Genomic DNA, 21,134 nt, shown 5'->3' with positions numbered 1-21,134 from the left:
TCACTTAGTCAAGAGTCATGGCAGACGATATCCTTTCCCAGGAAGAGGTCGACGCGCTACTGCGTGGTGTGACCGGCGAAGAGGACGATGGCGATGAAGTCATCGACACCTCGGCTGTCCGCGACTATGATATTGGCCGCCAGGAACGCATCGTTCGTGGCCGGATGCCGACGCTCGAAATCATCAACGAGCGTTTTGCCCGCAATCTGCGCATTGCGCTATTCAATTTCATGCGTCGCAATGCCGAAATTTCCGTCGGCCCCGTGCGCGTGCAGAAGTACAGCGAATTCATCCGCAATCTGGTGGTTCCCACCAACCTGAACCTGATCCACATGAAGCCGCTGCGCGGCACTGGCCTGTTCATTTTTGATCCGGATTTCGTGTTTCTCGTTGTGGATAATCTGTTCGGTTCCGACGGGCGCTATCACGTCCGCGTGGAAGGCCGTGACTTCACGCCGACCGAGCAGCGCATCATCCAGCGCCTGCTGGAAGTGGTGTTCGAGGAATATCAGAAGGCTTGGAAGCCGGTGTTCGAGTGCGAGTTTGCCTATGTGCGCTCCGAAATGAACACCCAGTTTGCAAACATTGCCACCCCTACCGAAGTGGTGGTCGCCTACACCTTCAAGATCGAGCTGGGTGCCGGCGGCGGTGATTTCCACGTCTGCTTCCCGTATTCGATGATCGAGCCGATCCGCGATACGCTTTACAGCACCATGCAGGCCGACCGCATCGAGGCGGACAACCGCTGGCTTTCGCTGCTGAAAAAGCAGATCCAGCAAGCGGAGGTCGATCTGGTCGCGAATCTGGGTTCGACCAGCATTACGCTTGGCGACATTCTGGAGCTCAAAACCGGCGATGTGATTTCGCTGGATATCCCTGAAGCCATCATTGCCGAAGTCGACGGCGTTCCGGTTCTCGAATGCAAATATGGTATTCTCAACGGCCAATATGCACTGAAAGTAAACAAGCTGCTGAGCTCCAGCGAATTGCTGGGGGGCTCGGAAGAGCTTGGCCAGGGAGAGAATAATGGCTGAAGAAAATGGCAGCGGGCAGGACGACGCCGACTCCGTGATGGACGACTGGGCGGCCGCGCTTGCCGAACAGGAAGTCGCCGACAGCGCCTCCGCCACTGCGAATGCCGCTACACCGCAGCCGGCAGACATTTTCCAGAGTTTCGACAGCAAGCCCAATCTTGCCGGTGCTCCGAGCAATATCGACATGATTCTCGATATTCCGGTGTCGCTCACGGTCGAACTCGGGCGCACCAAAATTGCCATCCGCAGCCTGCTGCAACTGGCGCAGGGTTCGGTTGTCGAGCTCGATGGCCTGGCCGGCGAGCCGATGGATGTGCTGGTCAATGGCTGTCTGATTGCACAGGGTGAAGTGGTGGTCGTCAACGAAAAATTCGGTATCAGGCTCACCGACATCATCACCCCGGCAGAGCGCATCCGCCGCCTCCACAAGTAGGCACACGTTCATCATGCGCCTGAAAGCAGGGCTTCTGCCATCGCTATTCGCCATGCCTGCCTGGTCGGCAGCATCGGCCCCCTTGCAGCTTGCCGCTGGCGGCGGCTCGTCCTTTGCCGCCATGCTGCAGGTGGCACTTGCCCTTGTCATTGTCCTTGGTCTCATTGTCGTTGGCGCCTGGCTGATGCGGCGTTTTTCCCTGTTGCCGCGCGCAGCCAATGGCCAGCTCCGCGTCGTTTCCGGCGTGATGGTTGGCACGCGCGAGCGCGTGGTGATCGTCGAGCTGGGCGAAACCTGGCTTGTGCTCGGCGTAACGGGCGAGCAGGTCAATTTGCTGCATACGCTGCCGCGCCCTGATCATGCCGATTCGCCTGCGGCGGCGCCTCTGCCGCCGTTTGCCCAATGGCTGCAGCAGGCAATGGCAAGGCGCAAGCTGGCCAATGGCAGCGAGGTGGAACGTGCGCAGTAAATGGCTACTTGCGGCAGGTATGCTGCTGATGCCCTTGGCAATGGCGGCAGACCCCGGCATACCCTTGATGAATGCCGCGCCGAATGCCGGCGGTACTGCGTATTCGCTCCCCATCCAGACGCTGCTGTTCCTCACGGCGCTGAGCTTCCTGCCGGCGGTGCTGCTGATGATGACCGCCTTCACGCGCATCATTATTGTGCTGTCGCTGTTGCGCCAGGCGCTGGGTACCATGCAGTCGCCACCCAACCAGGTGATCGTCGGTCTGTCGCTGTTCCTGACCTTTTTCGTGATGGGACCGGTGTTCGACAAGATGTATGTCGAGGCTTACCAGCCGTATTCTGAGCAGAAGCTGACCTTCAATGAAGCACTGGCCAAGGGGAGCGTGCCGCTGAAGGAGTTCATGCTCAAGCAGACGCGGCAGAAGGATCTGGCTTTCTTTCTTGAAGTCTCCGGCACGGCGCAGCCGCAGGGGCCGGAAGATGTCAGCCTCAAGGTGCTGGTGCCGGCCTTTGTGACCAGCGAGCTGAAAACCGCGTTCCAGATCGGCTTCCTGATCATCATTCCCTTCCTGATCATCGATCTGGTCGTCGCCAGCGTGCTGATGGGCATGGGTATGATGATGGTGTCGCCCATGATCATTTCGCTGCCCTTCAAGCTGATGCTCTTTGTGCTCGTCGATGGCTGGACGCTGCTCATGGGCTCGCTGGTGCAGAGCTTTTACCTGAGCGGTTAGAATGACTCCGGAAGCCGTCGTCACGATTGTCCAGCGTGCGCTGGAAGTGGTGGTCCTGCTGGGCGGGCCGGTGCTGCTGGCCATGCTGGTCACCGGTCTCATCGTCAGCATTTTCCAGGCCGCCACCCAGATCAACGAAGCCACGCTTTCTTTCATTCCGAAGCTGCTGATCGCCTTTCTGGTGCTGGTGCTGGCCGGGCCATGGATGATTGAAACCATCATGGATTACACCATTCGGCTCTACCAGAGCATTCCGCAGCTGATCGGCTGATGCCTACCCTGCATCCTGAACAACGGGTACAGCGGCATGTTTGAATTTACCGATGCCCAGATGAATGCCTGGCTGAGCCTTTTCTGGCTGCCATTCCTGCGCATTTTCGGGGTGTTCCTCACCGATCCAGTCTTTTCCATGCGCGTCATTTCCATGCGCGTGCGCGTGTCCTTCACCATCCTGCTCTCGGTGCTGGTGGCCAGCCAGCTTGCCACGGTGCCGATGACCGTGCCGCTGGTATCGCCGCAGGGCATACTGCTGGCCGTGCGCGAATTGCTGATCGGCCTGTCGCTCGGTTATCTGATGCGGCTGATCTTTACCGGTATCGAGCTGGCCGGCCACCTCGTCGGCCTGCAGATGGGGTTGGGTTTTGCCACGCTCTATGATCCGCTGCACTCGACCAATACACCGGTACTCGCCCAGTTCTACAGCCTGATGACGCTGCTGATTTTCCTCTCGCTCGATGGCCATCTTGTGGTGCTGCGTGCGCTGATGGAAAGCTTTGTCACCCTGCCGCCGGGGGATTCGCACGGCGTGCAGGCGTTGCAGGTACTCACGAACTACGCCTCTACTATTTTCCGCACTGGTGTGATGCTGTCGCTGCCGGTACTGGCGGCGCTGCTGATTACCAATCTGGCCATTGGCGTGATGACGCGTGCCGCGCCGCAGCTCAATGTATTTGCAGTCGGCTTTCCACTGACGCTCGGCATCGGTCTGGTGGCGATGTACCTGTCCCTGCCGTATCTGGCGCCCTTCATGGATCACATGCTGGGTGAATTCACCCGTATGAGCCTGTTGCTGGTGAAGGCTTGGGGCGGGCGATAGCGGGTAGCTACTGCTGCCATAGGTGCGCCTAATTCCCGACTGGTTTACTCGGGTATCGCCCGTCGGGTATAATCAGCCCCTGATTTCGACTGGAGTTTCAGCCATGACTGTGGCGATTGCCGACGTACAAAGCACCCCGGATACCCGCAATATCGCGATCAACAAGGTGGGCATCAAATCCATCCGGCACCCGATCCGGGTCGCCGATCGCAGCGACGGCGTGCAGCATACGGTCGCTGTTTTCGACATGTACGTGTTCCTGCCGCAGCATTTCAAGGGCACGCACATGAGTCGCTTCGTGGAAATCCTCAACAGCCACGACCGCGAAATCTCAGTCGAGTCGTTCGAGACCATCCTGCGCCAGATGTGCGAGCGACTTGAGGCCGAATCGGGCTATCTGGAAATGCGTTTTCCCTTCTTCATCAACAAGTCCGCCCCGGTATCCGGTGTGCAGAGCCTGCTTGACTACGATGTCACGCTGATTGGCGAGCTGAAGAATGGCGTGTTCGAGCAGCGTCTGAAGGTACTGGTGCCGGTGGCCAGCCTCTGTCCGTGTTCGAAGAAGATTTCCGAGTATGGCGCGCATAACCAGCGCAGCCACGTCACCGTCACCGCCACGCTGGCCGACCATATCTGGATCGAGGAAATTGTCGAGCTGGTGGAAAAGCAGGCCTCGTGCGAGCTGTACGGCCTCTTGAAGCGTCCGGACGAAAAGTTCGTGACCGAGCGCGCCTACGATAATCCGAAGTTCGTCGAGGACATGGTGCGCGACGTGGCCGCCCAGGTGAATGCCGAGGCCCGCATCAGCGCCTACGTGGTCGAGGCGGAAAACTTCGAGTCGATCCACAACCATTCCGCCTACGCACTGATCGAGTGCGACAAGCGCGCCTGATCATTGGGTATATGTCTGTAGCCATTTTATATAAATGGCTGCAGGCTGATACCTTGTCGAGTATTTCGTGTATATCCTGCTGATTGCCTACCTCTACGTCATCCTGATGTTCAGCGCCGCGCTCGTGGTCGACAAGGGCGTGGTCTATGCCCTGCTGGTATTTGTGCTGCTGGGCGTTCTGCCAGCCTGGCTGCTGTTCTGGATCAAGCGCCGCGGCCAGATCGTGCGTGCGCGCAAGGCGGAGGAAGTCGCCGCCGAGTCGCCGGATAAGACATCCTCTGCGGAATAAGACAAAACGCCACCGAAAGGTGGCGTTTTGTTCTGGGCAGGCTAGCAATACTCAGCAGGGGCACTTGTTGACATTGCCCGCGCCAGGGAAGCGCGCGTCCAGGCAGTAGCGGTAAAACTCCTCGCGCGTGAATGGTGTGGCGCTCGGGTGCTGGCTGCGCATGTGATCAACGTAGTACTCGTAATCGTGGATGCCCACCATCAGGCGGCAGGTCTGCACGACCTTTTTCGCTGTGTCTTTCAGATCGCTGAACCAGTCGGAGCCCAGACTGTAGCGCCGGAAGTCGTCTGGCGACATCAGTACACCGTAGGGGTTCGTTACCCGCTGCTCGGCCACGTAGCGGTCATACGCATCCTGCAGTGCCTCGTCGCTGGCCGGAGCCACCCGCGTGCTGCGGGTGGACTCCGGGAGCAGGAAGCTCAGGTCAAGCACGGCTACCCTCGGCAACGGCATCGGCACCGATTTCATTCACGGTTGGATGGGCGTGGGCCAGCGCCTTCCGGATGTGAATGATGGTGGCGATCAGCATGGTAAATGCCACCAGCATGAAGAAACCGCACAGCACCGCGTTGATCTGGTTGTTGAACACAATGCGTTCCATGTCAGCGATGCTCTTTGCCGGTGCCAGCAGCGTGCCGTCAGTGATGGCATTGCTGAAGCGTTTGGCCTGTGCGAGGAAGCCGATCTTCGGGTTTTCATGGAAAATCTTCTGCCAGCCGGCCGTCATCGACGTGATGAACAGCCAGGCGGTCGGCAGCAGCGTTACCCAGGCATAGCGCTCCTTCTTCATCTTGAACAGCACCACGGTACCCAGGAGCAGCGCCATCGCGGCGAGCATCTGGTTGCCGATGCCGAACAGCGGCCACAGCGTGTTGATGCCGCCCAGCGGATCCGTGACGCCCTGGTACACAAAGAAGCCCCAGCCAGAGACCGCCACAGCGGTGCCGATCAGGTTGCCGGTCCAGGAGTGGCTCTTGGCCACGCCCGGGATCACCACGCCAACGGTGTCCTGCACCATGAAGCGGCAGGCACGCGTGCCAGCATCGACCGCAGTGAGGATGAACAGTGCTTCGAACAGGATGGCGAAGTGATACCAGAAGCCCATCATCGCCTTGCTGTTGAAGATGTCGCTGATGATGTGCGACATGCCCACCGCAAAGGTCGGTGCGCCACCGGCACGCGACAGGATGGAATGCTCGCCGACGTCCTTGGCCATCTGGCTGAGCATGTCCGGCGTCACCACAAAGCCCCAGCCATTGATGACCTGCGAGGCGCTCTCGACGGTCTTGCCGATCACGGCGGCCGGCGAGTTCATCGCGAAGTACACACCCGGATCAAGCACCGATGCGCAGATCAGCGCCATGATGGCGACGAAGGATTCGCACAGCATCGAGCCGTAGCCAATCGCGCGCATGTGGCTTTCCTTCTCGACCAGCTTCGGCGTGGTGCCGGAGGACACCAGCGCGTGGAAGCCCGAAATCGCGCCGCAGGCAATGGTGATGAACAGGAAGGGGAACAGCGAACCCGAGAACACCGGGCCGGAACCGTCGATGAACTTGGTGATGGCCGGCATCTTCATTTCCGGCGCGGCAAACACAATGCCGACGGCCAGACCGGCAATCACGCCGATCTTCAGGAAGGTCGACAGATAGTCACGCGGCGCCAGCAGCAGCCACACCGGCAGCACGGACGCGATGAAACCGTAGATCACCAGCGCAATGGTCAGCTGCGGGCCGGTCATGGTGAAGAACGGCCCCCAGGTCGGGCTGGCGGCGATGTCTTCGCCGTAGACGATGGCGAGCATCATCAGCACGAAACCGATAATCGAAATTTCACCGATGCGGCCCGGGCGGATATAGCGCATGTAGATGCCCATGAACAGCGCGATCGGAATCGTCGCGGCAATCGAGAATACGCCCCACGGGCTTTCGGCCAGCGCCTTCACCACCACCAGTGCCAGTGCGGACAGGATGATCACCATCACGCCCAGCGCGCCCACCATCACGATCACGCCGGCAACCGGCCCGAGTTCCTGCTTGGCCATTTCCCCGAGCGAGCGACCATCGCGGCGGCTGGAGATGAACAGGATCAGGAAATCCTGCACCGCGCCGGCCAGCATCACACCGATCAGAATCCAGATCGTTCCCGGCAGGAAACCCATCTGCGCAGCCAGAATCGGCCCGACCAGCGGGCCGGCACCGGCAATTGCAGCGAAGTGGTGGCCGAACAGCACCCACTTGTTGGTCGGAACATAGTCCAGACCATCATTGCGCCGCACGGCAGGCGTTTGCCGCTTGTCGTCCAGCTCGAACACCTTTTCGGCGATGAATTTGGAATAGAAGCGGTAGGCAATGCTGTAGCAGGACACGGCGGCAAGCACCAGCCACACGGCATTTACATGCTCGCCGCGTGACAGTGCCAGCATGGCAAAGGAGAACGCACCCACCAGTGCGATCACCAGCCACACGCCCCATTGCTTGATCGGGTTCATGGCAAACCTCGTAAGGGATTAATGACGGGGTAATGCTAGCGAGCTGCCGACCGCAAGAGATGCGGGATGCTAGTGAGCGGTTGCAGGAGGATTTAAGCGGTTGCCAGGCGGGGGTGAGTGGCGGGCACATTGCCATAAGTCATAAGGATCCGTTCGCTAGCCGCATTGGGTGAATTTGCGTGCATGCGCTGCTTGGCAACTGTATACACTTAGATTGAGTGGAATGAAATGAATCCCGACACATACCCAGTCGGGTTTTGCTTAGGTCTCAGTTCAGGACTCTCTCTCAAGATTGAGCGGTCGGGGCACAAACAGGCTGCGCTGCAGCGCCTTGCCATTCCAGACGAAATACGAAATGCCGCGCAGGCGTTCGTCTTCGTTGATGCCGCCGATCACCAGCAGCAAGCGGCTGTCCGGGCGGTATTTCACCATGGCGAAGCTGTCCGCAGGCGGGAGAAAGTCGAAGTCCTCGAACGCGACGTTGAGGTTGTCGACCGCCTGCAGGTTCTCCGGGTGAAACACCTGGCCGCTTATTGCATCGACGATTGCCAGCCCTAGGCAATTGGTGCCGCAACCCCAGAAGACCAGGGTGTAATGCCCGGCAAAATTCGGCCCGGCCTTGGCGCCCTGGCGGATCATGGTGCGAAACAGCCGTGAGCGCGGGTGCGTGCGCACGTCCGGCGCGGCCAGCTTGCCTTGATACACGGGCACGGCATAGTCGGTAAAGGCAGGGGCATGGCTGGGCAGATCGCGGGCACGCAGGTAGTCGGGTGGGTAGCCATCATCGGGCGGATCGCCTGCGGCTGTTGCGGAGGGTGCGGCGGGCAACGCGCTTGCAGCATCGGCGGCATGGAGGGTGCCCTGGCTGCCCAGCAGCAGAATCAGGGCGAGGGCGGCGGAGCCTGGCAGTCTGGACATGGCTGGTTCGCGGAGACGAAACGGCCAGTGTACGGCGGCGTGGGCGGGCGGTGCTGTGAAGGGGCCTACAATGTGGCGCACCGGCTTAAGCTTTGCCTGTTGAATATAGGGTATCTGTTGATGGCCATTTAGTATGAATGGCTGTGGCGATATACGTGTCGGTGTATTTTATGGGTGCGTTTGCTGCCGACATGACGATGGCGCAAGCTGTTACCATCGCGTCTTTGCGAATATCTCTCAAGTAAATGTCTGCTGCTCCCCGTCTGTCTGCCCTGGAAATGCGCGCCACGCTGGGCCTCTCCGGTCTGTATGCCTTGCGCATGCTGGGCATGTTCCTGATTCTGCCGGTGTTTGCCGTGTATGCCGGCCAGTTGCCGGGCGGGGACAATCATGCACTGGTGGGGCTGGCCTTCGGTGCATATGGCCTCACGCAGGCGCTGCTGCAATTGCCGTTCGGCATGTGGAGTGATCGCATCGGTCGCAAGCGGGTGATCTATATCGGGTTGGCGCTGTTCGTCATCGGTAGCCTGATCTGCGCGCTGTCCGAGCATATCGTGTGGCTGATTGTCGGTCGGGCGGTGCAGGGCGCCGGGGCGATTTCGGCGGCGATCACCGCCTTGCTGGCCGATCTGACGCGTGAAGAGCATCGCACCAAGGCGATGGCGATGATCGGTGCCAGCATTGCCTCGACCTTCGCGATTTCGCTAGTCGCCGCGCCGAAGCTGGCCGCATGGATCGGCCTGCCGGGGATTTTCCTGCTGACGGCCGTGCTGGCGCTGGCCGGTCTGATCGGTGTGTGGCGCATCATTCCGAATCCTGCCGTGACGCGTTTTCATTCGGATGCGGAAACCAGCCGCAGCCGGTTGCCGATGGTGCTGCGCGATGGCCAGCTGCTGCGCCTGAATTACGGTGTATTTGCGTTGCATGCCGCGCAGATGGCGATGTTTACCGTGATGCCGCTGGTTCTGACCAGTGTGGGCGGGCTGGAGGTTGCGCATCACTGGTGGGTGTACCTGCCGGTGGTGCTGGTGGCCTTTGTGCTGATGGTGCCTGCGATCATTTATGGCGAGAAAAAGCGGCAGCTCAAGCGCGTCTTCCTGTTTGCGATTGCGCTGATGCTGATCGCGCAGCTGGGCATGACGCTATGGCTGCCGAATCTGATGGCCATCGTGCTGTGGCTGGGCCTGTATTTCATCGCCTTCAACATTCTGGAAGCCACGCAGCCCAGCCTGATTTCCAAGATTGCGCCGACTGCGGCCAAGGGCACGGCGATGGGGGTTTACAACACCTGCCAGTCGGCCAGCATGTTTCTGGGCTCGGTGCTGGCGGGCTGGCTCTACCAGCATTACGGCAGGCCGGAGCCGGTATTCGCGCTGTGCGCGCTCCTGATGGGGCTATGGTTGCTGGTGTCCTGGGGTATGCGGCCACCGCTGCCGGTGCGGACACAAATGTTCCATATCGGCGAAAAATGGCAGGGCGATGCAGCACTGCTCTCTGCTAAACTCTCCGCCATTGACGGCGTGAAAGAGGCCGTTGTACTGATTGACGAGCGCGTTGCCTTGCTCAAGGTCCTGCAGGATGGCTGGGACGAGGCGGCGGCAGAACAGCTTATTGCGGAGACAAACTGAATGGCATCGTTGAACAAAGTGCTGCTGATCGGCAACCTCGGGCGCGACCCGGAAACCCGCTTCCTGCCTTCGGGCGGTGCGGTGTGCAATTTCTCGATTGCCACGACGGAATCCTGGAAAGACAAGGCCACCGGCCAGAAGCAGGAAAAGACCGAGTGGCACAACATCACCATGTACGGCCGTCTGGCCGAAATCGCCGGCCAGTACCTGAAGAAGGGCAGCTCGGTCTACATCGAAGGCCGTCTGCAGACGCGCAAGTGGCAGGACAAGCAGACCGGCGCTGACCGCTACACCACCGAAATCGTGGCCGATGAAATGAAGATGCTCGGTGGCCGTGGTGACGGCGGTGGCATGGGTGGCGGTCAGGGTGGCGGCTACAGCGGTGGCAACGAGTACAACCAGGAATACAGCGCACCGGCCGCACCGCAGCAGGCCGCCGCGCCGCGCCAGGCTGCTCCGGCTCCTGCCGCCAAGCCGGCACGCAGCTTTGACGATTTCGAGGATGATATTCCGTTCTGATCGACCGCAGTACGATTTACTGCCTGTAACCGGCGGCAAAAAGCCCTGAGCAATCAGGGCTTTGTTGTTTCTGGCGCCGGCGCCGCTCAGTGCCCCGGCTTGCTGGCGTCCCAGGCGATGAAGGTTGCGGCATTGTCACGGGTAACCAGCGTGGTGCCGAGCAATTCGAGTTCGGCTTCCGGCCTGGCGCCTTTGAGAAGGGCGACGCCCATTTCGATTGCGCGGCGTCCCATGGTTTCGGGGGACTGGCTGGCGGAAACGACGATTTGCCCACCAGCAGCGATTTCCTTCACGGCCGCCGCCGAGCCATCAACGGAGCCGATCAGGGTGTGGGTCTGCCCCGCTTCACGCAGGGCCTGCAGGCTGCCGAGCGCCTGCCGGTCGTTGATGGTGAACAGTGCATCGATCTGCGGGTAGTGCTTGAGCGATTCCTGCAGTGAGGCATGCCCGCCCCAGACGGATGCCTTGCCATCTTCCTTGTCGCTGAGCAGCCGGATTCCCGGATAGGCCGCCAGCGCCTGTTTGCAGCCGCTGACCCGGTCCAGCACGGAAGAAACCTGCGGGCCATTCTGGATCAGGAATGTGCCTTTGCCGTTGATGGCTCTGGCGAGGTAGTCGCAGACTTTTTGTCCAGCCTGCAGATTGTCGGTCAGCACGGTCTGGCTTGCGCCTTTGGCCCGCACATCGGCGCCGATCACCACGATGCCTTTCTTGCGCGCTTCCTGCAAGATTGCCGCGAGCCCGTCTTCCGTCGAAGCGCTGACAATCAGCAGATCGATGTTGAGACCCATCAGCTCCCTGATCTGGGCGATCTGGCGGGGGACGTCGTATTCGGCCGAGCGCGCCGTCAGTTTTACCTGTGGGTTCAGTTGCCGGGCGCGCTCCTGTGCGCCGCGCGTCAGGGCGACAAAGTAGGGGTTGGCTATGCTGGAAATGCTCACGCCGATGTGTTCCGGCCTGGGCTTGTCAGCGGCAAAGGTGCCTCCCGCCATGCTGGCGATTAGCAGTGTTGCCAGTACAAGAAAGGGGTTCATGGTGATGCTCCGGCAGTAAACGGGTGAGGTCTGGTACTGATGTGCTGTCAGTATTGGCTGCCTTGCAATGGTGCGCGACGGCAAGCTGACAGGCGGTGGCCATGATATTCCGGCAATGACCGGGCGTGGCGCATTTGTTAAAGTCACTGTTTGCCCTCTTGCCCGGAGATGCTCATGCTGAATTTTTCCTTCCATGCCCCGACCCGCATCCATTTTGGCCGTGGCCAGGTCAGCCAGCTGGCGCGCGAGATTCCTGCCGGCAGCAAGGTGCTGCTGACAGCAGGCGGCAACAGTATCCGCAACAATGGCGTGCTGGATGCGGTGCTGGCGCAACTGGAGCACTGCACCGTGATCGAATTTGCCGGCATCGAGCCCAATCCCGAATACGAAACCCTCAAGCGTGCCGCCGAACTGGGCCGTCGCGAGGCGGTGGACTGGGTGCTGGCCGTCGGCGGCGGCTCGGTGATCGACGGCAGCAAATGGATTGCCGCCGCACTCTGCCTCGATGAAGGCATCGATCCCTGGCTGCTGGTGGGCAACCGCACACCGGTGCAGCGTGCCGTGCCGCTGGGCGTGGTGCTGACGCTGCCGGCTACCGGCGCCGAGAGCAACCATGTCGGCGTGATTTCACGCCGCGAAACACAGGACAAGCAATCCTTCCGCAGTGAGCATGTGTTTCCGCGCTTCGCCATCCTCGACCCCTGTTTCACCTTCAGCCTGCCACCGCGCCAGGTCGGCAACGGCGTCGTCGATGCCTTTGTGCATACGCTGGAGCAATACCTCACCTATCCGGTCGATGCCCGCGTGCAGGACCGGATGGCCGAAGGCATCCTGCAGACGCTGGTCGAAGTCGGCCCGCAAACGCTGGCCGAGCCCGACAACTACGATGCCCGTGCCAATTACATGTGGGCCGCCAACCAGGCGCTGTTCGGCCTGATTGGCGCGGGTCAGCCGCAGGACTGGTCCAGCCACGCCATCGGCCACGAGCTGACCGCACTCTACGGGCTGGATCATGCTCGCTCACTCTCTGTTGTGGTGCCGGCGCTGCTGCGGTATTGCCGCATGGACAAGGCCGCCAAGCTCAGGCAGTACGGCGAACGTGTCTGGGGGCTTTCCGGTAGCGACGGTACCATCATCGACGGCGCCATTGCCGCCACGCGTGATTTCTTTGTCCGCATGGGGCTGCCGGTGACGCTGGCTGAAGCAGGTATCGATGCGGCAGAGGCGGCTACCCGTGTCGAAGCCAATCTGCCGCGCCACAAGCCGCAGCCGGTGGGCGAGCACGGCAAGCTCACCGCCGCCGACTGCGCCGCCATTGTGCGGATGTCAGTGTAGTTGCCCGGATTGTGTCGGGGTATGGGCTGAAAACCATTGATAAATAAGGGCTATGACGATATGGGTTAAGGTGTATCTGGCTGAGGGCGCGTGCATTTGCCATGCCGGCCTTGCGCATTCCCGGCATTCCTGTGTTAGAATCGCTGCCTCTGCGGGCGTCGTATAATGGTAATACCTCAGCTTCCCAAGCTGATGCCGTGGGTTCGATTCCCATCGCCCGCTCCAGAATGCAAAAGCCAGACCTCGCGGTCTGGCTTTTTTCTTGCGCGTTGCGCCCGCAATCAATCGGCGGGCGGCGACGAGGTCTGCCAGACGTGCTGCAGCCTGGCTAAACCCTCCTGCAGTTCATTCATGGCCTTGGCGGCAGCTTCCGGGCTGCCTGTTACGCTGAATTCGATGTGCGGGCCGGGGTGGCGTTCGTTGCCGTAGCTTGGCAGGCTGCTGAAGGCGATGCCGGGATTGCGCAGCACCACCTCGTCCATCAGGCCGACGAGTTCGCCTTCGCGGGCATCCGGGACGATAAGCGACAGTACGGTGTCACGCACGCCGTCTTCATAATGCTGCTCCAGCACCCAGTCCAGCATCGGCCAGGCCATTTCCGGAAAGCCTGGCAGGAGGGCGTGATTGCGGAAGAAGGCGCCGGCAACCTGGTTCACCGGGTTGGGAATCAGGCTGCTGCCGGCCGGAAAGTCAGCCATGTGGATGCGATAGGGCAGGGCCGCCGCGCCGAAGCGCTCATGGATCAGTCGTGCAGCCTCCCCGTGCTGCTCCAGCGGCACGTCGGCTGCCATGGCCAGCGCCTGCCTGGTGTGGTCGTCCGGCGTGGCGCCGATGCCGCCGAAGGAAATGACATTGGCGTTCGCCGCCAGCGTGCGGCGGAAGGTGGCGATCAGTTCCTGCGGCTGGTCTGGCAGGTAGTGTGCGCTGGCGATGGTGTGGCCGTGCTGGTGAAGGCGCGACTGCGCGGCAGCGAAGTGCCGGTCGCTGCGTCGGCCGCTGAGGATTTCATCACCGATGATGAGAAGCTGGAAACGGGCCATGGTGGTGTGTCCGTGATTATTGCGGGTTGCAAAGTGCCGGGGCTGCCGGTCTAATTCCGCTGTAATGATAAGCCGGAACATCCGTACAATGGAGCTCCGGCTTTGTTGATTCCACTGGTTGAGAATGATGATCTATCCTGCGCCCGCTTTCGAAAACAAGATCTGCCCGCCTGCCGAACTGGCCGGCCGGATCGCCAGCCTGCCGCGGCCGCTGGTGTTCACCAACGGCTGTTTCGACATCCTGCACCGTGGCCATGTCAGCTATCTGGCGCAGGCGCGCGAACTGGGTGCGGCGATGATTCTGGCGATCAATACCGATGCGTCGGTGCGCCGGCTGGGCAAGGGCGATGACCGCCCGATCAACAGCACCGAAATGCGCGCGGCAGTTCTGGCCGCGCTGGCTTCGGTCGATCTGGTGACCTGGTTTGACGAGGACACGCCGTATGAGCTGATCATGCAGATCAAACCTGACATTCTGGTGAAAGGCGGTGACTGGACAATCGACCGTATTGTCGGCAGCAGCGAGGTGCTGGGCTGGGGCGGGCAAGTTCATTCGATTCCTTTCCTGCATCAGACTTCAACCACGCAAACCCTGAACAAGATCCGTACAAGCTCATGATCGAAAAGCACAATCTTCTTGCCGAACTGATTTCGGATATTCACCAGCACGGCCTGAACAGTGCCCTGTTCTGGTGGCAGGTTGCCGTGATTGCGGTGGCGCTGCTGGTGGCCTGGCTGATCAGCCGGCAGGTGCGGCGCAAGATCGCCGCGCAAGGGGAAACCGGCTCGTCGGCGCTGCGCTTTGGCCGCGAAGGACTGGCGCGCGTCTGGTTTCCGCTCAATGCCTTTTTGCTGGTAAAGGTGGGGCAACTGCTGCTGCAGCAATGGCTCAGCGGGCCGTTCAAGCCACTGGCCATGGCCAGTGTCCTGCTGATGGCAATGGCCAATATCCGCGTACTGGTCTATGTGCTGCGCCATGTGTTCAACAACGCGCTCTGGGTGCGGCGCTGGGAGCGCCGCATTGCGCTGATGATCTGGTGCCTGTACGCGCTGCACATCGTCGGCATCCTGCCGGAAATTACCGAATACCTCGACAGCCTCGCCTTCAATGTGGGCAAGACGCACATTTCGCTGCTGACCATCCTGTACGGCCTGTTCTCGGTGGCGATGACCATGCTGGTGGCAATGTGGATCGGGCGCGAAACCGAGCGCCGCCTGATGAAGAGCGAAACGCTGGACATGAATGTCCGCGTGGTGCTGGTGAAGATCATCCAGTCGGCGCTGGTGGTGCTGGCCGTGATTGTTGCGCTGCCGCTGGTGGGAATCGATCTCACCGTGCTGTCGGTGTTCGGTGGCGCCATCGGTATCGGTCTGGGTTTTGGCCTGCAGAAAATCGCGTCGAACTATGTGTCGGGCTTCATCATCCTGCTGGACCGTTCGGTCAAGCTGGGTGACATGATCCAGGTGGATAACCGTACCGGCATTATCCGGGGACTGACCTCGCGCTACGTGGTGCTGCGCTCGGCCGACGGCACCGAGGCGCTCATTCCGAATGAAACACTGGTGACATCGACGGTGGTGAACCAGTCGTATTCGGACAAGTCAATCTGGGTAGGCTTGCCGGTGCAGGTGGCTTATGGCACCGATCTCGAGTTGGCAACGAAGCTGCTGGCCGATATTGCCAGTGCCCATCCTCGCGTATGCGATACACCGGCACCGGGCGGCTTTGTCGCGGCGTTTGCCGACAGCGGCATCAATCTCACGCTGGGTTTCTTCCTGCGTGACCCCGAAAACGGGCAACTGGGACTCAAGCACGATCTGAACATGGCGATCTGGAAAGCGTTTGCCGAACACGGCATCGAAATTCCATATCCGCGCCGCGATGTGTACGTGCACCAGGCATCCGATGTACGGGAGGCGCCCCAAGCGTAATAAGCGTACGCGCAAGGCCCCTGCGATTTAGACTTACATTTCAGTCCGCCTATTCGGGGTGGGCCGGCTGTTGCTGCAGTGGAGGTGTTTTGCGATGGAAGAGGTTCTGCTTGCCATTCTGACGGGGGCCGTCGATCTGCCCTGGTGGGGTTATGTGCTGGTCGCGCTGACGCTAACCCACATCACCATTGCCGGCGTCACGATTTTCCTGCACCGGCACCAGGCGCACCGCGCGCTGGATCTCCACCCGCTTGTCAGTCATTTTTTCCGGTTCTGGCTGTGGCTGACCACCGGTATGGTCACGAAGGAATGGGCTGCCATCCATCGCAAGCATCATGCGCGCTGCGAGACGGCCGAAGACCCGCACTCTCCCCAGGTATTGGGGCTGAAGAAAGTGCTGTGGCAGGGAGCAGAGCTATACCGTACTGAGTCGAAGAATGCCGAGACCCTGGAAAAGTACGGTCACGGCACTCCCGCTGACTGGATCGAACGGCATCTGTACACCCCGCACAGCAGCTGGGGGCCGACTCTGATGTTCCTGATCGACTTCGCGCTGTTCGGGACCAACGGCATCTGGATCTGGGCCGTGCAGATGGTGTGGATTCCCTTTTTTGCCGCCGGCGTCATCAATGGTGTCGGACATTACTGGGGTTACCGCAATTTCGAGAACGAAGATGCCGCCACCAATCTCGTCCCCTGGGGCATCCTGATCGGCGGGGAAGAGCTGCACAACAACCATCACACCTTCGGTACATCCGCACGCCTGTCCTACAAGTGGTTCGAGTTCGATATCGGCTGGATGTATATCCGCATCATGGAAATGCTGCATCTGGCAAAGGTGCGCCGTGTTTCACCGCAGCTCAGGCTGGCTGAAACACGGGTACAGCTTGACGAGCAGGCACTGGCCGCCATTGTCGCCAACCGCTACGCCATCGCCGCCAATTATGCCCGCAGCGTGCGTGCCACGGTCGAGGCCGAGCTGGAGCGCCTCGGTGGAACGGCGCGGCTGCCGCAATGGAACTGGCGCAGCATGAAGGTCTGGCTGAAACAGGACGCGAAGGATACCCCGCCTGCCGAACGCGACCGGCTGGCCGCATTGCTGGCGCAGTCGCAGGTGCTGGCACAGGTGTATACGATGCGGCAGGAGCTGTGCCGCCTGTGGGAGCGTTCCAGTCTTAGCCGCAAGGAACTGGTGCAGCACTTGCAGGACTGGTGCACGCGCGCCGAAGCCAGCGGTATCCAGGCCCTGCAGGAATTTGCACATCGGCTGCGTAGCATTGCTGCCGTTTGATACACTGAATACATCGGTGCAGAAGCGGGCTGCGGCCCGCTTCTGTCGTTCAGGTTTCTGTCATTCCATTCATCCGGAGAGCGTTCATGTCCTCGATCCAGCGTTACCACGTCGGCCCGCGCCTGTGTGAAATCGTCGTCCACAACAACACTGTCTACCTGGCCGGCCAGATCGCCGAAGATCTCAGCGGAGATGCCCGGCAGCAGACTCGTGAAGTCCTGGGCTTTATCGACCGCCTGCTGCACCAGGTTGGCTCGGACAAGAGCAAGATTCTCACTACGACCATCTACCTGGCAGACATGGCTGACTACGACGCCATGAACGAAGTCTGGGCTGAATGGGTGGCGCATGGCCATCCACCGGCTCGTGCCACCGTCGAGGCCAGGCTGGCCGACCCGCGCTACAAGGTCGAAATGACGGTTGTGGCGGCGCTGTAAGAAAACTTTTCCGCGCTTGCTCGATTGTTCCCGGTGTGAAAAAGCTGCTTTGCTCCCGGCAGGGCAGCGATTAGCATGAGCTTTTGCCCGCACCGAAGGAAATGGCATGAGCAAGCCCATCCTGCTGGCGTATGTCGCCAGCAACCGCATCGGGAATGTCGCCGACATTCCCGCTGAAAAACTGACTCATCTCTGCTTTGCCTTTGCGCAGGTACAGGATGGAGATGTGGTGTTTGCCGAGCACGAGCCGGGCGATGTGGCCCGCCGCAACGCCCTCTGTGCCGAACTGCCCCAGCTCAAGGCACGCAATCGGGCACTGAAAACGCTGATCTCGGTGGGCGGCTGGAGTGCAGACGGCTTTTCCGACGCCGCCCTGACCGATGAAAGCCGCGCCCGCTTCGCCAGATCGGCGGTGGCATTCATGCATGAACGTGGTTTCGACGGCATCGACATGGACTGGGAATACCCGTCCAACGACATGGCCAGCATCAAGGCCCGCCCGGAAGACAAGCAGAATTTCACGCTGATGCTGCGCGCCGTGCGCAGCGAAATGCAGGCGCTCGCCGTGCGCGAAGGGCGTACAGAGCCGTATCTGCTGACCGCCGCAGTGGGTATCGAGCAGTTCTATCTCGATGGCGTGGAAATGGCCGCCGTGGCGGCGGAGCTCGATCTCGTCAACATGATGAGCTACGACCTCTACAACGGCTGGGCCGTGAAGGCCGGCCATCACACCGCGCTCTTCGCCACACCGCGCGACCCCAAGGGCTGGTGTGCGGCAGACGGCATCGAATTGTTTGCCAGAGCCGGCGTGCCGGTCGAAAAGATGGTACTGGGAGCCGCCTTTTACGGTCGAGGCCTGCACGGGGTAGTCAATGTCAACGGCGGGCACGGCCAGCCGGGCACGCCCAAATCCAATACCACCCACTCGTATACCTCGATAGCCTCCGAACTTATTCCCTCCGGTCGTTATACCCGCTACTGGGATGACAACGCCAAGGCGCCGTGGCTGTTCGACGGCGAGCATTACATCACCTACGACGACCCCGAATCACTGGTCTGGAAATGCCGCTACGCCCATGCACGAGGGCTGGCTGGCGTGTTTTTCTGGGAGCTGATGGAGGACGCTACCGGCGAGTTGCTGGATACGCTGGTTAAGGGGATGGCCGGCCAAGGATGAAGATGCTCGCGCACACGGTTGAATTGATCTTGCCGGCGCCCGGCTTGTGCCTCAAGGATGCCGCCTTGGCCGTGTTTGGCATGCTTGGTGCGCAAGAGGCCGGCTATTTCTTTCGCCCGCTTGCGAATCAGGATTACGACTTTGGCTGGAGCGCGCGGCTTGGTGACGTGCAGCTCCAGCTCAAGGGCTCGATCCGGGAAGAGGATTTGCCTGATACGTGCTTTCGCGTGGAGTTCGCAGGAAAGGGCGGGCTTGCTGAAGCGGAGCGCCTGAGCCTGTTGGAGTTGAAGCTTGGGCAAGTCACACTGCTGCGCAAAGGTCAGAAATCATCATGAAGAAGTACGAGCTTACCCTGCGGATTGACATGAGCCTGAGGCCGGCTTTGTTGCACAAATCGGCACGCATCCTGCTTGATCTGACCACATCGCCGCCCAATTCGTCTTGCCTGATCTGCTGGCACAAATTCCGAGCGATGAGATGCTGGTTTCTGTTGTTGGCGACGGCGCCTATGACACTAAGGGCTGCTATGCCGCGATTGCCAGCCGCGAGGCCGAAGCCATCATGCTTGTGCGCAAGAATGGTAAGCCCTGGAAAGAAAACACCGCCGGCGCATTGGTTCGCAATGAGGCATTACGGGCGACGAAATATCTCTGGCGCGCTCTCTGGAAGAACTGGAGCGGCTACCATCGACGTACTTTGGTCGAAACCAAGATGCGGTGCTTCAAACTGCTGGGCGAACGCGTGATGTCGCGCGACTTTTTATCGTCAGGTTGCCGAGTTGCAAGGCCGAGCGGTACTGCTGAACCGTTTTACGCAGCTCGGGATACCGGAAACGGTGCGCGTAGGATAATTCCATCTGGGGCTAGGGGAAGTCTGGCCCTGATTTGATTTGTGTAACGCAGCCCAAAACCAAGACACCCTCCATTTCTCCGCATAGTATGCTTCTCGCGAAGAAAACATCTATCTCACAATTATGGAGCGGCTTTCGCGCATGTTTCATGCATGTATTGGTTCCAGCCATTCTCGTTAAACGGTTGCAGACGTTACAATTGCTACAAAATCATGGCCGCAATCCAGCCGAACACCAGCAGCGGGATGTTGTAGTAGATAAAGGTTGGCACCACGGTATCCCACATGTGGTCATGCTGGCCGTCGACATTCAGGCCGGAAGTCGGACCCAGCGTCGAATCGGATGCCGGCGAACCGGCATCACCCAGTGCGCCGGCAACGCCGACGAGGCAGACGATGGCGACGGGTGAGAAACCCAGCTGCATTGCCAGTGGAACGAAGAGCGTGGCAATGATGGGGACGGTGGAAAAGGACGAGCCGATGCCCAGCGTGACGATCAGGCCGACCAGCAGCATCAGGAATGCACCCAGCCCCTTGCTGCCGCCAACGAATTCGACCGAATGCGCCACCAGCCGTTGCACGTCGCCGGTCGCCTTCATCACCTCGGCAAAGCCCGAGGCGGCAATCATGATCAGGCCGATGGTAGCCATCAGCTTCATGCCGCTGGTGAACGTGGTGTCGGCATTGCGCCAGTTCACTGCGCCGCCGGCCACACACAGGATGAAGCCGGCCAGCGCACCAAGCAGCATCGAATCCAGCCACAGCTGCACCGCAAAGGTGGCAACGACCGCAGCACCGGCCACCGCCAGCGAACGTGGTGTGTAACGACGCTCTTCCTGCTCGACTTCAGCGAGTTTGCCCAGGTCATAGTCCCGCGGCTTGCGGTAGCCCACAAACACGGCCAGCAGCAGGCCGACCAGCATGCCCAGCGCCGGGATCAGCATGGCGTGCATCACATCGACACCGGCGACCTGCAGCCCCGCTTTCTCGATATTGCCCAGCAGGATCTGCTTCAGAAAGATTTCGCCAAAGCCGAAGGGCAGCCACATATAGGGCGTGATCAGGCCGAAAGTCAGGATGCACGCGATCATGCGGCGATCGACCTTGAACAGCGTCAGCGTGTACAAGAGCGGCGGCAGCATCAGCGGGATGAAGGCAATGTGGATCGGCAGCAGGTTCTGCGAGGCAATTGCCATGGCGAGCACCGCCAGCAGGATGCCCCATTTCACGCGGGCGCCGGCACCCTGGCGCTTGACGAGTGCCGCCAGTTTGTCAGCCAGTGCATGTGGCAGGCCGGATTCGGCCAGTGCCATCGCGAACGCGCCCAGCAGGGCATACGAGAGCGCAACGCCGGCACCGCCGCCCAAGCCGTTCTGGAAGGCGGTGAGCGTTGCGCCGATGGTCAGCCCGCCGGCAATGCCGCCGACAACAGCACTGACAATCAGGCTGATCACAACATTGACACGCAGTAGCGAGAGGCCGAGCATCAGTGCGACGGCAAGCAGGACGGAATTCACGACGGCAATCCGGATGGTTG

The 21,134-nt window shown here is 60.5% G+C and carries 23 protein-coding genes, 1 tRNA gene and 1 pseudogene; 19 read left to right on the top strand and 6 right to left on the bottom strand.

Annotated elements, in window-relative coordinates; translation table 11 throughout:
• Window positions 1-17 precede the first annotated feature (17 nt).
• The 8 genes from fliM to H559_RS0114975 all read left to right on the top strand — a co-directional run bounded on the left by fliM (window position 18) and on the right by H559_RS0114975 (window position 4,946).
• Window positions 18-1,034, top strand: coding sequence for a flagellar motor switch protein FliM (fliM, locus tag H559_RS0115010; protein ID WP_028453345.1), 1,017 nt, complete (start codon window positions 18-20; stop codon window positions 1,032-1,034).
• Window positions 1,027-1,467 (top strand): flagellar motor switch protein FliN, encoded by a 441-nt coding sequence (fliN, locus tag H559_RS0115005; RefSeq protein ID WP_028453344.1) that lies wholly within the window; start codon window positions 1,027-1,029, stop codon window positions 1,465-1,467. Before fliM ends, fliN begins: the two co-directional genes overlap by 8 nt.
• Before the next feature lie 13 nt (window positions 1,468-1,480).
• The gene (fliO, locus tag H559_RS0115000) at window positions 1,481-1,936 is read left to right on the top strand and encodes a flagellar biosynthetic protein FliO (protein ID WP_034641508.1); all 456 of its coding nucleotides are present in this window, start codon (window positions 1,481-1,483) and stop codon (window positions 1,934-1,936) included.
• A gap of 28 nt (window positions 1,937-1,964) precedes the next feature.
• Window positions 1,965-2,669, top strand: coding sequence for a flagellar type III secretion system pore protein FliP (fliP, locus tag H559_RS0114995; protein WP_281171383.1), 705 nt, complete (start codon window positions 1,965-1,967; stop codon window positions 2,667-2,669).
• A 1-nt stretch (window position 2,670) separates the two neighbouring features.
• Window positions 2,671-2,940, top strand: a complete 270-nt coding sequence (gene fliQ, locus H559_RS0114990; protein ID WP_028453341.1) for a flagellar biosynthesis protein FliQ — start codon at window positions 2,671-2,673, stop codon at window positions 2,938-2,940.
• Between the two features lie 36 nt (window positions 2,941-2,976).
• Window positions 2,977-3,765 (top strand): flagellar biosynthetic protein FliR, encoded by a 789-nt coding sequence (gene fliR / locus H559_RS0114985; RefSeq protein ID WP_028453340.1) that lies wholly within the window; start codon window positions 2,977-2,979, stop codon window positions 3,763-3,765.
• Window positions 3,766-3,868: 103 nt separating this feature from the next.
• Window positions 3,869-4,657: a GTP cyclohydrolase FolE2 gene (gene folE2, locus H559_RS0114980; protein ID WP_034641505.1), complete on the top strand. Its 789-nt coding sequence runs from the start codon at window positions 3,869-3,871 to the stop codon at window positions 4,655-4,657.
• A gap of 67 nt (window positions 4,658-4,724) precedes the next feature.
• Window positions 4,725-4,946: a hypothetical protein gene (locus H559_RS0114975; protein ID WP_028453338.1), complete on the top strand. Its 222-nt coding sequence runs from the start codon at window positions 4,725-4,727 to the stop codon at window positions 4,944-4,946.
• A gap of 51 nt (window positions 4,947-4,997) precedes the next feature.
• Here the strand turns inward: H559_RS0114975 and H559_RS23455 are convergent, their stop codons facing one another.
• The 3 genes from H559_RS23455 to H559_RS20685 form a co-directional block, all read right to left on the bottom strand.
• Window positions 4,998-5,378, bottom strand: coding sequence for a YbdD/YjiX family protein (locus tag H559_RS23455; protein ID WP_028453337.1), 381 nt, complete (start codon window positions 5,376-5,378; stop codon window positions 4,998-5,000).
• On the bottom strand, window positions 5,371-7,437 hold the full coding sequence (locus tag H559_RS0114965; protein WP_028453336.1) for a carbon starvation CstA family protein: 2,067 nt from the start codon (window positions 7,435-7,437) through the stop codon (window positions 5,371-5,373). The genes H559_RS23455 and H559_RS0114965 overlap by 8 nt, the downstream gene beginning before the upstream one ends.
• 273 nt (window positions 7,438-7,710) lie before the next feature.
• Complete coding sequence (locus H559_RS20685) at window positions 7,711-8,355, bottom strand: hypothetical protein (RefSeq protein ID WP_034641500.1); 645 nt, start codon at window positions 8,353-8,355, stop codon at window positions 7,711-7,713.
• 245 nt (window positions 8,356-8,600) lie between these two features.
• On the opposite strand from H559_RS20685, the gene H559_RS0114950 reads away from it, so the two are divergent.
• A complete protein-coding gene (locus H559_RS0114950) occupies window positions 8,601-9,983 on the top strand; it encodes an MFS transporter (protein ID WP_211230953.1) in 1,383 nt (460 codons plus the stop codon).
• Window positions 9,984-10,502, top strand: coding sequence for a single-stranded DNA-binding protein (gene ssb / locus H559_RS0114945; protein WP_028453334.1), 519 nt, complete (start codon window positions 9,984-9,986; stop codon window positions 10,500-10,502).
• Between the two features lie 86 nt (window positions 10,503-10,588).
• On the opposite strand, the gene H559_RS0114940 is transcribed toward ssb, so the two are convergent.
• Complete coding sequence (locus H559_RS0114940) at window positions 10,589-11,536, bottom strand: substrate-binding domain-containing protein (protein WP_028453333.1); 948 nt, start codon at window positions 11,534-11,536, stop codon at window positions 10,589-10,591.
• 174 nt (window positions 11,537-11,710) lie between these two features.
• Between H559_RS0114940 and H559_RS0114935 the strand changes: the two genes are divergently transcribed.
• Together H559_RS0114935 and H559_RS0114930 are read left to right on the top strand one after the other, a co-directional pair.
• Window positions 11,711-12,871: an iron-containing alcohol dehydrogenase gene (locus tag H559_RS0114935; RefSeq protein WP_028453332.1), complete on the top strand. Its 1,161-nt coding sequence runs from the start codon at window positions 11,711-11,713 to the stop codon at window positions 12,869-12,871.
• Window positions 12,872-13,022: 151 nt separating this feature from the next.
• A tRNA-Gly gene (locus H559_RS0114930) sits at window positions 13,023-13,096 on the top strand.
• 56 nt (window positions 13,097-13,152) lie between these two features.
• On the opposite strand, the gene H559_RS0114925 is transcribed toward H559_RS0114930, so the two are convergent.
• Window positions 13,153-13,911 carry a competence/damage-inducible protein A gene (locus tag H559_RS0114925; protein ID WP_028453331.1) on the bottom strand — a complete coding sequence of 253 codons (759 nt, stop codon included), beginning with the start codon at window positions 13,909-13,911 and terminating at the stop codon, window positions 13,153-13,155.
• 127 nt (window positions 13,912-14,038) lie between these two features.
• On the opposite strand from H559_RS0114925, the gene rfaE2 reads away from it, so the two are divergent.
• From rfaE2 to H559_RS0114890, 7 genes and pseudogenes are all read left to right on the top strand, one after another.
• Window positions 14,039-14,530: a D-glycero-beta-D-manno-heptose 1-phosphate adenylyltransferase gene (rfaE2, locus tag H559_RS0114920; protein ID WP_155845461.1), complete on the top strand. Its 492-nt coding sequence runs from the start codon at window positions 14,039-14,041 to the stop codon at window positions 14,528-14,530.
• Entirely contained in the window at window positions 14,527-15,843 is a 1,317-nt protein-coding gene (locus H559_RS0114915) for a mechanosensitive ion channel family protein (protein WP_034641497.1), read from the top strand. Before rfaE2 ends, H559_RS0114915 begins: the two co-directional genes overlap by 4 nt.
• A gap of 94 nt (window positions 15,844-15,937) precedes the next feature.
• Window positions 15,938-17,134, top strand: a complete 1,197-nt coding sequence (locus H559_RS0114910) for a DesA family fatty acid desaturase (protein WP_028453328.1) — start codon at window positions 15,938-15,940, stop codon at window positions 17,132-17,134.
• 86 nt (window positions 17,135-17,220) lie between these two features.
• Window positions 17,221-17,571 carry a RidA family protein gene (locus tag H559_RS0114905; protein ID WP_028453327.1) on the top strand — a complete coding sequence of 117 codons (351 nt, stop codon included), beginning with the start codon at window positions 17,221-17,223 and terminating at the stop codon, window positions 17,569-17,571.
• 106 nt (window positions 17,572-17,677) lie between these two features.
• On the top strand, window positions 17,678-18,748 hold the full coding sequence (locus H559_RS0114900; RefSeq protein ID WP_028453326.1) for a glycoside hydrolase family 18 protein: 1,071 nt from the start codon (window positions 17,678-17,680) through the stop codon (window positions 18,746-18,748).
• Window positions 18,745-19,083 (top strand): hypothetical protein, encoded by a 339-nt coding sequence (locus tag H559_RS0114895; protein ID WP_028453325.1) that lies wholly within the window; start codon window positions 18,745-18,747, stop codon window positions 19,081-19,083. The genes H559_RS0114900 and H559_RS0114895 overlap by 4 nt, the downstream gene beginning before the upstream one ends.
• A gap of 103 nt (window positions 19,084-19,186) precedes the next feature.
• Window positions 19,187-19,598, top strand: a pseudogene (locus H559_RS0114890) (transposase); the annotation flags it as partial.
• A 202-nt stretch (window positions 19,599-19,800) separates the two neighbouring features.
• Here H559_RS0114890 and H559_RS0114885 read toward each other — a convergent pair.
• The gene (locus tag H559_RS0114885) at window positions 19,801-21,114 is read right to left on the bottom strand and encodes a Na+/H+ antiporter family protein (protein ID WP_028453323.1); all 1,314 of its coding nucleotides are present in this window, start codon (window positions 21,112-21,114) and stop codon (window positions 19,801-19,803) included.
• Window positions 21,115-21,134 lie beyond the last annotated feature (20 nt).

Origin of the sequence: Chitinilyticum aquatile DSM 21506, assembly GCF_000430805.1 — a bacterium.
Taxonomy (GTDB): domain Bacteria; phylum Pseudomonadota; class Gammaproteobacteria; order Burkholderiales; family Chitinibacteraceae; genus Chitinilyticum; species Chitinilyticum aquatile.
This window is presented reverse-complemented; position numbering and strand designations above follow the sequence as displayed.

What these genes read in the sequence shown, in the direction of transcription:
- ssb (WP_028453334.1), top strand. Translation starts at nt 9,984, where the DNA reads ATGGCATCGTTGAACAAAGTGCTGCTGATCGGCAACCTCGGGCGCGAC.
- rfaE2 (WP_155845461.1), top strand. Translation starts at nt 14,039, where the DNA reads ATGATCTATCCTGCGCCCGCTTTCGAAAACAAGATCTGCCCGCCTGCC.
- H559_RS0114935 (WP_028453332.1), top strand. Translation starts at nt 11,711, where the DNA reads ATGCTGAATTTTTCCTTCCATGCCCCGACCCGCATCCATTTTGGCCGT.
- H559_RS0114950 (WP_211230953.1), top strand. Translation starts at nt 8,601, where the DNA reads ATGTCTGCTGCTCCCCGTCTGTCTGCCCTGGAAATGCGCGCCACGCTG.
- H559_RS0114900 (WP_028453326.1), top strand. Translation starts at nt 17,678, where the DNA reads ATGAGCAAGCCCATCCTGCTGGCGTATGTCGCCAGCAACCGCATCGGG.
- fliO (WP_034641508.1), top strand. Translation starts at nt 1,481, where the DNA reads ATGCGCCTGAAAGCAGGGCTTCTGCCATCGCTATTCGCCATGCCTGCC.
- H559_RS20685 (WP_034641500.1), bottom strand. Translation starts at nt 8,355, where the DNA reads ATGTCCAGACTGCCAGGCTCCGCCGCCCTCGCCCTGATTCTGCTGCTG.
- H559_RS0114925 (WP_028453331.1), bottom strand. Translation starts at nt 13,911, where the DNA reads ATGGCCCGTTTCCAGCTTCTCATCATCGGTGATGAAATCCTCAGCGGC.
- H559_RS0114910 (WP_028453328.1), top strand. Translation starts at nt 15,938, where the DNA reads ATGGAAGAGGTTCTGCTTGCCATTCTGACGGGGGCCGTCGATCTGCCC.
- folE2 (WP_034641505.1), top strand. Translation starts at nt 3,869, where the DNA reads ATGACTGTGGCGATTGCCGACGTACAAAGCACCCCGGATACCCGCAAT.
- fliN (WP_028453344.1), top strand. Translation starts at nt 1,027, where the DNA reads ATGGCTGAAGAAAATGGCAGCGGGCAGGACGACGCCGACTCCGTGATG.
- fliQ (WP_028453341.1), top strand. Translation starts at nt 2,671, where the DNA reads ATGACTCCGGAAGCCGTCGTCACGATTGTCCAGCGTGCGCTGGAAGTG.
- H559_RS0114905 (WP_028453327.1), top strand. Translation starts at nt 17,221, where the DNA reads ATGTCCTCGATCCAGCGTTACCACGTCGGCCCGCGCCTGTGTGAAATC.
- H559_RS0114965 (WP_028453336.1), bottom strand. Translation starts at nt 7,437, where the DNA reads ATGAACCCGATCAAGCAATGGGGCGTGTGGCTGGTGATCGCACTGGTG.
- fliP (WP_281171383.1), top strand. Translation starts at nt 1,965, where the DNA reads ATGCCCTTGGCAATGGCGGCAGACCCCGGCATACCCTTGATGAATGCC.
- fliM (WP_028453345.1), top strand. Translation starts at nt 18, where the DNA reads ATGGCAGACGATATCCTTTCCCAGGAAGAGGTCGACGCGCTACTGCGT.
- H559_RS0114915 (WP_034641497.1), top strand. Translation starts at nt 14,527, where the DNA reads ATGATCGAAAAGCACAATCTTCTTGCCGAACTGATTTCGGATATTCAC.
- H559_RS0114895 (WP_028453325.1), top strand. Translation starts at nt 18,745, where the DNA reads ATGAAGATGCTCGCGCACACGGTTGAATTGATCTTGCCGGCGCCCGGC.
- H559_RS0114940 (WP_028453333.1), bottom strand. Translation starts at nt 11,536, where the DNA reads ATGAACCCCTTTCTTGTACTGGCAACACTGCTAATCGCCAGCATGGCG.
- fliR (WP_028453340.1), top strand. Translation starts at nt 2,977, where the DNA reads ATGTTTGAATTTACCGATGCCCAGATGAATGCCTGGCTGAGCCTTTTC.